The sequence below is a fragment of the Halalkalibacter hemicellulosilyticusJCM 9152 genome, assembly GCF_000513115.1.
In the GTDB taxonomy this organism is placed as follows: Bacteria; Bacillota; Bacilli; order Bacillales; family Bacillaceae_D; genus Halalkalibacter; species Halalkalibacter hemicellulosilyticus.
This window is the reverse complement of sequence record NZ_BAUU01000013.1, coordinates 1-12,566: the sequence shown is the minus strand read 5'-3', so window position 1 is coordinate 12,566 and position 12,566 is coordinate 1. Positions and strand designations below refer to the sequence as shown.

The following is a 12,566-nucleotide window of genomic DNA, read 5'->3' as shown; positions in this document are numbered from 1 at the left end:
CACACTACTCCTTTATTATAAATCTTTTAATTGCAAACTCGCTAAAATAAAGGTCCCAACACCATGTAAATCATTTACACTTGTTTTTCGATTTACATAATATTCATACACTCCAATGGAAGTCCCGATACATATACCCGTTAATGAAACGTTTCCACTCGGTTCTTCTTGAATATAAGTAGTCACGATGCCCTCATAACCTCTTTTTGCATTTTCTGCATAAGCTCTATCAATATATCCGCATTTAACCGCTTTAGCAATCGTGTAGACAAACAAGCTAGAGCAAGAACTTTCAAGCCAGTTATCCTCCAGATGACCTTTATTAATAATTTGATACCACATGCCTGTACCTTCATCTTGATAACGAACAAGGTTGACAATTAAATTTTGCAAGACTCGGATTAAATCTCCCCTCTTTTCATGGTTCTCTGGTAATAAGCTGATGAGATCGACTATTGCTAACCCATACCACCCTAATGAACGTCCCCATATCTCAGGAGCTGTATTCGTTTCTGGTACACTCCAAGCTGTTTCTCCACTTTCGTCCCAACCATGAAAATATAGTCCTGTCTCTCGGTCGTACGTATTCTTTCTCATTAACGCTTCCTGCTGCAACACTAGATCCACAAGCTCAGGCTCATTAAATAGTTGGCCATACTGCATTGTGAAAGGACCTGCCATATACAAGCCATCTAACCACATTTGATACGGGTATTTATCCTTATGCCAAAAGCCTCCCTCTGACGTTTTGTTAATCGTTTTTAATAAATTACGCAATTTAGACGCAGCTATCTTATAACGTACTTCGCCTGTTTGTTCATATAACGGTAATAGCAGCAGGCCAGGTTGAATGGCGTCTAATTGGTCACGTTCAAAATAAAAATTACCTTGCTCATCAACCAATTTATCAACGTATTCCTTCACATAATGAAAATAAGCATCGTCACCTGTTTCTAAGTAAAGCTGATATACCCCACAGAGAAAGACACCTTGATGATAATGCCAACGATTAGCAGGTGGTAGCATAATCGGCTCATATTCACTCATGACACTCTTACTCGCTTTTACGGCCCATTCTAGTGCATTTTTACCTTTTACTATTTGACTCATCATTCTACCTCCTTATTTTGATCAGTTTGAAGTAAATCCTCACGTAATGGTGTGAATGTATCAAGCAATAAGCCATTTTCTAGTGCTACAACACTATGAACAGCGTTACTAGGTATCGTTAATGTTTCACCTTTTTTCAGTAGGATTGTTTGATCATCCACCTTGAATTCAAACAATCCTTCTAACAATACGTTAACTGTTCATGTGGATGGGCATGCTCATCACCAATTCCACCTTTTTGAAAATGCACTTCCATAACCATCAAATTTTCCCCTGGTTGATGAATCTTTCTTTTCACTAGTTGATTCACTTCTTCCCATTGACCAATTGCCATATGAATCATCCCCTTTTCACTTTTTAATTAAATAAGGAACCCCCAATTGTAGTACTAATACAAATGAAAGGACGAGCGGAACTGTTGTCGGATTTAATTCCTTCGCAAATAGCATAAAAATAATGACTCCTAAACCTCTACCACCATTAATAATCGCTTCACGTAAAACAACCGTCTCCACTCGAAAATGTGTTTTCAAAGGTATTCGATCAAGCCAAGTGAAATAATAAACTCCATACGTATTCGCTTGTAAAGGTCTAAAGAGTGAATAGATAGACATGAATAGTAAAACCGTCCATATACTAATTTCCCAAAATAAGAAGCTAGCTGCCAGGAGCATTCCAACGGCTGAGACGAATAAATACGTTCGAGTTTGATCTAACCTTCCAAAGCGAGCTATTACATAACTAGCTAGAATGGATAATGATAGAAACAACGCGTTTATCGTACCGATAAAGCTTTCATTAGGAAAAATCACAAATAACAAAATCGGTGGGACATACATCATGATCCCTTGTGGAAATCCTAATAAAAACCAACCAACAAGCGCATAGCCAAACCTTTTTTCTCTCTTTAAAATAAGAGGTAACAATTTCATATAATATTGTGTGTGATGCGACTCTTCTTTTTTTATTTGAAAGCTTCCGATTGTTGCAAGAATAAACATGACAAATGCGAATGTGAACACAATCGTATAGCCTAGCAAGCCATCTTGAAAACTTATCACATATCCTGCAGCTGCCGGACCAATTAAATTAGCGACACCCATAAGCGCCTGATTCCATCCTAAATATCGGTGACGATTCTCATTATTGGATACTTCATGAGCCAATGTAAAATAACTTAACCAATAGGTCGATTGTGCCATTCCGCGAATCAATGCAAACCATATGAAATATTCGACCATACTTTCCCTTGTTGCGATCACACATAAATAGAAAGCAGCTGTTAAAAAGATGCCATATCGATACATCACAAGGTGGCCTTTTCTTTTTGCTAGACTTCCTATTAAAAGGGTCGTCACAGCTTGTGCCATAATCGCCGTGACATTAAATAAACCATTAACCAATAAGCTTTCAGTTAAGCGCCATAAATATAAATTAATAAATATTAATGACAGTGAATTCCCAAATTGAAAAATAGTATGATTGACTAATGTTAAGACAGCTTGTTTTGAGAGTCTTGTTTCTTTACGTATTTGAAAAAATGACATACCTCTACAACACTTCTCTCTGCTCTATAAAATGGCTTCTACATATTTAAAGAATTCCCGAGTCTCCTGTAAAGGCAACACCTTTTTCTTAGCTAGTCGATAGCATTGCATTCGAATAAGCGTTGCTTGTGTACTTGCATTCATATCACCTTCCACTAATCCTTCCCCTAAGAATACCGGTTCAGGCATATGAGGGTAATACTCTCCTTCTTTCACTTGCGCAACATTAGGCGCCTTTGGTGAATGATCGATTTCCCTTGAAAATCCTCCATCTATTCGCTTTAATCGACTCATGTTTTTAGTCGTTATTTGAATAATTTCTACCAATTCCTCATCAGTAAGATCTAAATCAAGATAAACAAGGAGATCTATAGGGTTGCGAATATAGCACATGTCAATAGCCTTCTCCGTCCTTAAGCACGTTAAAATGCTTTTATAAACCTTGTCACGATTCGGTAATGGGATATAGAATTTACTGTAAAAGGTATGGAGCTTAAATGTTCCTGAAATTCGAACATATAAGCTTCCATCTCCCCATAACCCAGTTTGTTGATCTTGAATTGATGCTAAATAATCAGTCGCAGCCTTCACAAATGGTATTCTTTCCGCCTCATTCATCTCCTGTAGGTAAATACAAGATGTAGCTAATAAGTCACAACCGCGCCAACTGTTGCTTAAATCAATACTTTTCCACTTTTCAATATAGGCTTCTACTGATTTTGTAAAAGCTGGAGCAGCCTTTGCTTTCAAAGGAAGTGGATACAACGGCTCGCTTCCTAGCCTCTTTAAAGCATTGACAGAATAACCGAGTGCACGTTGTACCATCACTTCATCTTTCTCCATCTTTGGATCATTATCAAGAAAATAGCCTGTTTCCTTGACTTGTTTACGTTGAAAAAATTGAATCAGTTTTCTTTTGATTTCCTCCGGTAAAAAGGAGAGCGCATCGTTTCGAATGAGTATATTAATGGCTTGAGCCGTTGATTCGATATCTGGCTTAAAACGAGCACTCTCCTTAGAGCTTCTAGCGTAATAAAACCCTCCTGATAACGGATCATATTGATGTGCTAGCCATTTAAATAACCCGCTATATTGCTCATCTAATTGCTCTAAGACTTCTGTTAATTGCTTCTCCATCACTGACATGCACTCACGACCTTTTCATTGAATTAACCTTTCATCGAACCGAGTAATGCTCCCTTGGCAAAATACTTTTGTAAAAATGGATAAACAGCTAGAACAGGTATCGTAGCTACAACTATGACAGCCATCTTCACCGTAATTTCTGGTGGTGGTACACTCGTAAATTCAGCGCCGTCATAATTCAAGCCACTAGCCAAAACGACGACCTGTCTTAAAAGAACTTGCACCGGCCATTTTGATGAATCGCTTAAATAAAGGATGGCATGCATATACGTATTCCAATACGTTACTGCATAAAAAAGTGATATTGTCGCAATGGCTGGCATCGAACAAGGAATGACAATTCGAAACAATATTCCAAAGTCACTACAGCCATCAATTTTCGCTGACTCTTCAAGCCCCGCCGGAAGATTTTGAAAAAAGCTTTTCAAAATAATCATGTTAAAAGCATTGATCGCTACAGGTACAATAAGTGCTGCTAATGAATTTAACAAACCGGTATATTGAACAACGAGAAATGTAGGAATCATCCCACCGTTAAATAACAATGTGAACACAATGAAAAACATTAAAAACCTTCTACCGACTAAATCCTTTCGAGACAATCCATACGCTGTTAACGTCGATAAAAACATACTAAATATCGTACCACCAACTGTAACTCCTATTGATACCATCATCGCTGTCATAATCGTATCAGTCGAAAAAATATAACGATACGCATCTAAGCTCCATACTGTAGGAATTAAAACGAATCGTTTATCCGCTAATTCCGCACTCGTTGTAAATGAAGCTGCGACAACATGTAAAAATGGTAATATACATAATAAAGCGATGATCGTTAATAACGTTATATTTGTCGCATCGAAAATTTTACTTCCTATAGATCGATCCTTAACCATTTTCAGCCCTCCTCTTAATAAACGCCTTCTTCTCCAGCTTTTTTCGATAACCAGTTAGCAAACATTACTAGAATTAAACCAATAATCCCTTTGAAAAAGCCTACCGCCGTACTATAACTAAACTGACCTTGCTTTAAACCAGCTGTATACACATACGTATCGAATATTTCCCCTACTTCACGGTTCGATGCATTTAATAACAGATATACATGTTCAAACCCAAGCTCGAGAACATCTCCAATCTTTAATATTAATAGGACAATAATGACACTTCGAATAGCAGGTAATGTGATGTGCCATATTTGTCTGATGCGATTTGCGCCATCAATTTTCGCTGCTTCATATTGTTCAGGATCAACTGCTGCCACTGCTGCTAAGAAGATAATCGTTCCCCATCCAGCCTCTCGCCATATGACTTGCAGAATATACATTGGTCTAAACGTATCTGGATTCATTAAAAAGTTAATCTTCTGAAAACCCATTGCCTCGATAATTGAATTAATAATTCCTCCATCTAATGTCAGCATGACAAAGCTAATGGAAACAATAACTACCCAAGACATAAAGTGTGGAATGTAAATTAACGTTTGTACACTTCGCTTAAAAAATTGATTACGTACCTCATTAAGCATTAAAGCCACAATGATTGGAATCGGAAAAAACACAAAAAGCTGAAGAGCAAATAAAATAAGTGTATTTCGAAAAATCATCCAAAAATCAGGACTTGAAAATAAACGTTCAAAATGTTGAAGACCAACCCACTCACTTCCCATAATACCTAAATAAGGCTTGTAATCTTGAAAGGCAATAATAAGACCATACATCGGAATATACTTGTAAATAAAAAAGTAAAGAATACCTGGAGCAATCATTAAATAAATCCATTTATTCTTTCTTATATTCTTCATCATTTCTTCACGTCTGTTGTATGGTGGCAACGGCGCTTTCGCTTTCTCAACAACCACTTGATTTTCCATAGCTATCTTCCTTTCGTAACAAAATGGTGTAAACGCTTTCTTGAATGTAATCTTAATCGCAAAATAAGATTACAGCTATAATCATTTCACCATAATCGTGAGAAAATCGTCGTTTTATCAGGGTTTTCGACTAAATCGAAGATAAAGATTATTCGCATCTTTTGGTAATTAATTCAAGTGCAAAAATTTATAAGACGAACTACTCTTTTCTTAGATTCATTTTTTCTATAAAAAGAGAATTGACTCTTATCGAATCAATTCTCTTAAAATGTTCGGTACATGTTAGTTAATAGCTTGATAGGAATCATTTATTTCTTCAATAATCGCATCTCCACCTTGCGCTCGCCAATCTTCAACTACTGAATCAAACCCTTCTCGATCAGTCTGACCTAAAATATAACGAACTGTAGCATCTTCAATCATTTGAGTTAAACGTTCACCATCACGTATAAACGTTTCTGAATCTAGAGTAACAGCAGGGTTATGGATGAGATAATTGTTGTTGTCTAACACTAACTCATCTGCCTTTTGTCTCACTTCATAATCTGTGTATCCCTCGTAACGTCCAGTGGTTTCAGGTTCACCAATCTCTAATGTTAAATACGGTCTTACTTCTGTATCAATGATACGCTGTTCAGCAATCGTATTATCAGCTCGGCCGTCCTTTAACTCATAGTGCTCACCTTCAACACCCCAATAGAGAGTATTAATGACCTCTGAACTTGCTAACTTATCATAGAATCCTAGAATATTTAATAAGTCTTCTTCCGTCTCGATCGATGATTTAGAGAAAATAATGATTTCTCCAAAGCCTGGTATTGCCCAAACACCAAATTCACCGTGTGGACCTTCTACATAATTTTGAACATCAAATTTAATGTCAGGATTAAGTGCCGTAGCATCATTATTCATCGATGTTACATCAGGAAGTGATCCGACGTATACTCCTGCTGTCCCATTAGTGACAAGCGCGATTTGGTCGTCTTTACTTGTAACAGGAAAATCTTGATTAATATATCCATTAGAATGCATCTCTTTATAGAAGTCTAACGTATCCATATACTCATCAAACATAAACTCTGGGAGCAATTGCCCATCTTTTTCTCCCCACTCATTTGGTGTCCCAAACCACGAAGCAATTGTCTTGAAGCCACCATAGATTAAGTCACTACGATCAGCAATTCCGATCGTATCATTATTACCCGATCCATTCGGATCATCTTCAGTAAAAGCACGAACCATTTCAAAAAATTCATCTGTCGTTGTCGGCGCATCTAACCCAAGATTATCAGCCCAATCTTTACGGTAAATGATTCCTTGTCTTGAAAGTGGCCGCCCTTGATAAATCCCATAAATTTTCCCATCGATCATCGTGTTAGCCATAATATCTTCATTTAAATTACTTAAATTTTCAAATTGATCTAAATAAGGTCCGATTTCCCAAAACTGATCATTACGTATGGCGTCTTTAAATTGATTTACTTGATTAAAACCTATTCTAACAACGTCTGGTAGTGATCCAGTCGCAAAAGCTGTATTTAAGCGCTCATCATAGTTGCTATCAGGAACCCATTGAATATCAAGCTTATAGCCAGTCATTTCCTCAATTAATTCCTGTATTTTAGGATCAGGCGTCTCAGCTGTGTGTAAGTTCGTCATAATTGAAAACTCATATGGCTCTCCAGAATCTTCACCTTCATTATTCGTAGCTTCATCTTCCGTATTATCAGAAGGCGTCGCATCCTCATTTGAAGCGCTTTCATTATTACATGCACCAAGCAGCATTAGTAAAAGAGCAAACGTACAAATCATTACGATATACTTCATAGATAACTTCATTCGTATACCCCCAATTAATATTCTTTTTTGATCATATCACACATCTAACCCTGTTTTCCGTAAACGTATTACCTGAGCGTGACTTCTTTCATAAGCACCAAATTCTTATTTCTCTATACACCTCCAGCCAATCATTTTAACAACGTTGTAATGATGATCCATCACTTTCCGTTTAGATCATGAAATCATCATACGCTACATGCTGTTACTGATGATCATAGTCGATAACGAAGATGATTCATATAATCACCATCTCATTATGTAAGCACTTACAACACTGTGACACTAGTCCTTTCCGTCTATCTGATCTAATGATTATGGAGGATATATAAATCGTAACAAAGATATTCCTTATGACCGGATACCTTTATAATATACGTTCTTACTACGACGAAAAAGCCCAATGAAAGGTAACACTCAACCTTTACATTGGACTCATATTTCTCCTTAAGAAATATTTTGATACTTCTTACGATATTGCCCTGGTGTCATATCTTCTTGTTTTTTAAAGGACCGGATAAAGTTTTGTGAATTTTTATACTGTAATTGATCAGCAATCTCTTTAACTGTCATCGATGTTTCCACTAGCCACCTTTTAGCCATTTTAAATCGGTACATTGATAAATATTCACTAAATGTATGATTCGTTTCTTGCTTAAACACACTACTTAAATAATTGGCATTATAATGCAGCTTCGATGCACATTCTTCCAACGTTATTTCCTCATCATAACGCTGGTGGATCATATCAATCATTTTCTCAGAAAGATTATGAAACTGCGATTCCTTTCGCTTTTGGAAAATTTGAATCAAAGGTTGAATCAACCTATCTTGGAACCAACCTTCAATCTCGACCCTCATATTCAATTGTAGTAACTCTTCATATAAAGATACATGATATATTTCCAATTGCTCAAAGCTGACTTGACTTTCTTGCTTAAGCAATAATAAATTATTTAGAAGTTCCATCATATATATTTGGTATTCTCTTGGAGATTGAGCATTTTTAAATACTTTTTCCATCCATATTCGGAGCTGTTCATGTGCTTTCTTCTCTTCACCTAATTTAATCGCTATGAGTAACTCATCTTCAACCCTTTTAGGATAATCGAAAATGGTTGCCTGCTTTCCAGAATACATCGACGAGAAGTGTACAATGACACCTGTTCCAAGCGTCATTCTATGCTTTAACGCTTCTATCCCTTCTTTATACCCTCTCTTCGCTGCCTTAATATCAGAAAATGAGCGACTCACACCTATACTAATACATACTTTTAACGTTTGATGGATATTCGTTTGAATCGTTTCAGTTAAATTATATATTTGATCTTTATGAACTTGCTCGTCTGAAAACCCTAATAATAAGATAAGCACTTGATCCATCCAAACCGTTGGTAACCGGTTATCTGCTGGAATCGTTTCTTCTACAATATTCTTCACTGCAAATGAGATCTTTTCCACATCATGAGACTGATAATCTTTTTTTTCAAGGTTATCAATATGAATCGTACAAACGACCATGTGATCCCAAGATTGAACTAAATCTTCTAATTCAAAGCTTATCAATTTCTCATTAATTTCACTCGTTTTATAATGCCCCGTGAACAATTGATTAATAAAGACCGATTTCATTTGTTGTGAATGTTCTTTTAGCTCAGCTTCCAAATTCGTTTTAGATGAAAATAATTCACTAATATGATCTTCAATCAATTCTAACTCATTTCGTTTATTGTTCGTACGCTCTGGCAAGTGTTCTTCAATATAGGATACAAGGTTATTAACTGGAGAGTATAATTTTTTGCTAATGATGTATATATACAAACTACAAGTTAAAATAATAAACGTAATCATGAAGAACGTAATCCAGCCAATCGTTTTACTTTCTTCTGTTAAATCATCGATCGAGTTGAAAGAAATATAATTCCAATCATTAAAATCAGACTTATTATATGTAACCGTATATGATTCATCATGGTTAGAAACATCAAATTGACCTGATCGCTCATTAAATCCTTCTAGCGAACCCATATAATGAGTATCGACTAACGATTGTCCAACCAAATTGGGATCACGATGCACGATAATCGTATAATCTTCATCTGTAATCATGACTTCATCTGACAGTTCATCGACATTAATCATTTCTGCTAAACTACAAGAAGGAATATTCGTAAAAGCCAACCCGTATTTTTCACTTAATTTAGGTGGAAGCTTCTTCACTAAACTTATCGTATATGGACATTCCCCAACTAATATAGGTTCAACAAATTCTTCATTCTCCAACAAAATCCAAGTTGTATTATGTTCTAAGTCCAAATAGGAAAGAAATTGTTCATGATCAGGGTGCTCATTCAACCTAGAAATTCCTGTATAATCAACAATCCAATCTTCTTGTAAATTTAATAGAATCACTTCATCTACTTTCGTATCATACGACCTTAAATTGCTCAATTCCTGTCGTAATTCGCGATAGATCGAAAAGTCTTCAGCCAATAATGGCCGCCTAATAACAGATTCCATTAAGGGGGAATCAATTGACCTGCTAACACTATGATGAACGGTTACTAATACTTGCTCAATATTAGATTGGATTTGCCGGATTACTTGTACCTTTTCATGATTTACTTTTTCTTGAATATGTTTTGATGACTGCACATACGAAAAAACACCTACTATAATAACAGGAATGACACTAACGATACTTGCAAATACGATAAGCTTTGTTAATAAGCTTTGGTTTTTCAACTGCTTCCCTCCCTTCACTTTTTGTAAGGGTTTACATTTCTAAAAACGACGAATCTTTTACATAATATGTAGATTATTATAACACATTCCAACCAATTGGATGATAGATGTTTTTGAACTGATTAGTAGAAGAAGGAAAGCCTACTCCTAGGATTAACTAGAAATAGACTTAACATAATTATTTCGCAAACTGAGCTCGCTTTTGTTCGATAAATTGAACCGCTCTATTCATATCCTCTGGCTCTGTATGCTCAATAACAATATGACATTCTGGCTTATATTGATGCAATCGTTGCAAAAATAAATCATAATTTAGCAATCCTAATCCTGGTGATGTTTCTCGTAAAATCCCTTGCTCATCTAGGAAGCGGTCCTTCGCATGACACGCAACAATATGCTTTCCTAATAATTCAAACGCTTCTTCAATCACTTCATCTTGTTGTTGATAGTTTTCTTGTGTTAATAAGTTCCCAAGGTCAAGAACAACACCAACTTGAGAACTATTTAAATCATCTAGCATTTGTTTTAATGTTCGTGCTGACCCTATTAAATGACCATGTGCAGCTTCAAGCCCTACAATGATTCCCCACTGCTCAGCTTCTTTAACTAATTCAACTAACGAATGATAGAGCTTATCCCAATCCTTTTCATAATCCCCATTCGATTGAGGTCTTCCCACTTCAGTCGCAATCATTGGTGCACCAAACATTGATGCATAGCGAATTAATTCTTTATATCGTTGTAAAAAGGTTCGATGAGCGTCTTCATTTTCATCAAATAAGTGTAAATAGGATGCAATAATCGAGATGTCCACTTCGTTTTTGTCAAATTCTTTTTTTATATTTCGAACGAGTCCGGGATTTAATAGTCCAGGTTTTGTGAAATCATAGTCATTAAATGCTTTCCAAATGGCTAATTGCACATGCTTAATCCTGTACTCCCCTAATGTTTGAGCCAATTCTTTATACGTGTGTGTTCCAAATAAATGAGCTAGTGCTCCTACCGTCATCTCAATTCCTCCTCATTCTAAACTAACAACGTTGTTAGTTTTATAGTAAGCGCTATCTCATTTGTTTGTCAATCTATCATACTTTAAACATTTAATTGAAAGGATAATGATCTTTTCTTTATAATAAATATTATTTTAAAGTTCCAAAACTTTAACTGAGGTGAGAAATTGAAAAAGAATCGAATGTTTATATTTTTTCTTATCATTAGCCTTCTTTGTTTATTCATTATTTTCTTTCATGTTCAAAACAACTCCCTTGTCGTTACTCAAATCCAGGTTCAGTCCGAAAAAATTCCGATCGGCTTTAACGAATTCACCATTGTCCAATTATCAGATCTTCACAATAAAAGCTTTTCAAATGACCAACAAGTTTTACTCGAAAAAGTCAATAATGCGAATCCAGATTTAATTGTATTTACAGGAGATTTAGTTGATTCAAAAAAGGATAATAACACACCTAGCCTTCTATTAATAGAGGGATTAGTGCAAATAGCTCCTACTTATTTTGTAACAGGGAACCATGAATGGTGGGCTGGTAATTTTGAATCATTGGAGAATTCATTAGTCAATATAGGTGTTCATGTAATGAGAAATTCAGTTGTTGAGCTAATGAACAATCAGGATATTATTCAAATTATTGGTATTGATGATCCAGCACACACAAAGGGGAATGATTCAGAGCGTACTATCACAGAAATGTTTATTTTAGAAGCCATTAATGAACTCGAAGCTAAGCATTTTCAAATTTTATTAGCTCATCGTCCAGAAATGATACCGCTTTATTCAACATATGATTTTGATTTAGTTTTCTCTGGACATGCACATGGTGGACAAATGAGAATTCCTTTTATTGGGGGACTGGTTGCTCCTAATCAAGGCTTTTTACCGAAATATACTTCTGGAGAACATGTACTAGACGATACGACCATGATTGTCAATAGAGGTCTTGGAAATAGTGTGATTCCATTTCGTCTATTTAATCGACCAGAAATCGTAGTCGTTACACTGAAATCTATTACGAACTAGAATATAGCTGTAGAGCTTGGTTTTTATTCCAAGCTCTACTCTTAAACATTAGGCGCGTGACCTTAATCTTTATTGCTCTTGTTTTCTTCTTTTAAATAAGTAGACAATACCACCAACGAACAATAAAGAGATTCCAATTAATAGGAACTGATATAGATTAGTTGCCGTATCAGGTAGAGGATCTTTACTATCTCCTAATGGCGGCTCTTCTCCTCCTGGTGGCGGCTCCTCTCCTCCTGGTGGCGGCTCTTCTCCTCCTGGTGGCGGC

12 protein-coding genes are annotated in these 12,566 nt (G+C 36.0%); 1 reads left to right on the top strand and 11 read right to left on the bottom strand.

Annotated features, from left to right (window positions below):
- Positions 1-15: 15 nt before the first annotated feature.
- The 10 genes from JCM9152_RS09375 to JCM9152_RS09335 form a co-directional block, all read right to left on the bottom strand.
- On the bottom strand, positions 16-1,110 hold the full coding sequence (locus JCM9152_RS09375; RefSeq protein ID WP_035343542.1) for a glycoside hydrolase family 88/105 protein: 1,095 nt from the start codon (positions 1,108-1,110) through the stop codon (positions 16-18).
- Positions 1,110-1,271: a cupin domain-containing protein gene (locus JCM9152_RS24030; protein WP_369384550.1), complete on the bottom strand. Its 162-nt coding sequence runs from the start codon at positions 1,269-1,271 to the stop codon at positions 1,110-1,112. The genes JCM9152_RS09375 and JCM9152_RS24030 overlap by 1 nt, the downstream gene beginning before the upstream one ends.
- 20 nt (positions 1,272-1,291) lie before the next feature.
- Complete coding sequence (locus tag JCM9152_RS24025; protein WP_369384549.1) at positions 1,292-1,444, bottom strand: cupin domain-containing protein; 153 nt, start codon at positions 1,442-1,444, stop codon at positions 1,292-1,294.
- A 16-nt stretch (positions 1,445-1,460) separates the two neighbouring features.
- Positions 1,461-2,657, bottom strand: a complete 1,197-nt coding sequence (locus JCM9152_RS09365; protein ID WP_052015810.1) for an MFS transporter — start codon at positions 2,655-2,657, stop codon at positions 1,461-1,463.
- 24 nt (positions 2,658-2,681) lie between these two features.
- Positions 2,682-3,803: a prenyltransferase/squalene oxidase repeat-containing protein gene (locus tag JCM9152_RS09360; protein WP_052015808.1), complete on the bottom strand. Its 1,122-nt coding sequence runs from the start codon at positions 3,801-3,803 to the stop codon at positions 2,682-2,684.
- Positions 3,804-3,826: 23 nt separating this feature from the next.
- Complete coding sequence (locus tag JCM9152_RS09355; RefSeq protein ID WP_035343540.1) at positions 3,827-4,702, bottom strand: carbohydrate ABC transporter permease; 876 nt, start codon at positions 4,700-4,702, stop codon at positions 3,827-3,829.
- Between the two features lie 14 nt (positions 4,703-4,716).
- Complete coding sequence (locus tag JCM9152_RS09350) at positions 4,717-5,613, bottom strand: ABC transporter permease (protein WP_439644201.1); 897 nt, start codon at positions 5,611-5,613, stop codon at positions 4,717-4,719.
- A gap of 348 nt (positions 5,614-5,961) precedes the next feature.
- A complete protein-coding gene (locus tag JCM9152_RS09345) occupies positions 5,962-7,518 on the bottom strand; it encodes an extracellular solute-binding protein (RefSeq protein ID WP_081727967.1) in 1,557 nt (518 codons plus the stop codon).
- Positions 7,519-7,965: 447 nt separating this feature from the next.
- Entirely contained in the window at positions 7,966-10,263 is a 2,298-nt protein-coding gene (locus JCM9152_RS09340) for an AraC family transcriptional regulator (protein WP_035343535.1), read from the bottom strand.
- Between the two features lie 178 nt (positions 10,264-10,441).
- Positions 10,442-11,272 (bottom strand): sugar phosphate isomerase/epimerase family protein, encoded by an 831-nt coding sequence (locus tag JCM9152_RS09335; RefSeq protein ID WP_035343533.1) that lies wholly within the window; start codon positions 11,270-11,272, stop codon positions 10,442-10,444.
- Between the two features lie 168 nt (positions 11,273-11,440).
- On the opposite strand from JCM9152_RS09335, the gene JCM9152_RS09330 reads away from it, so the two are divergent.
- Positions 11,441-12,298 (top strand): metallophosphoesterase, encoded by an 858-nt coding sequence (locus JCM9152_RS09330; RefSeq protein WP_035343531.1) that lies wholly within the window; start codon positions 11,441-11,443, stop codon positions 12,296-12,298.
- 69 nt (positions 12,299-12,367) lie between these two features.
- On the opposite strand, the gene JCM9152_RS09325 is transcribed toward JCM9152_RS09330, so the two are convergent.
- On the bottom strand, positions 12,368-12,566 hold a 199-nt coding region (locus JCM9152_RS09325), incomplete at its 5' end, for an LPXTG cell wall anchor domain-containing protein (RefSeq protein WP_035343529.1).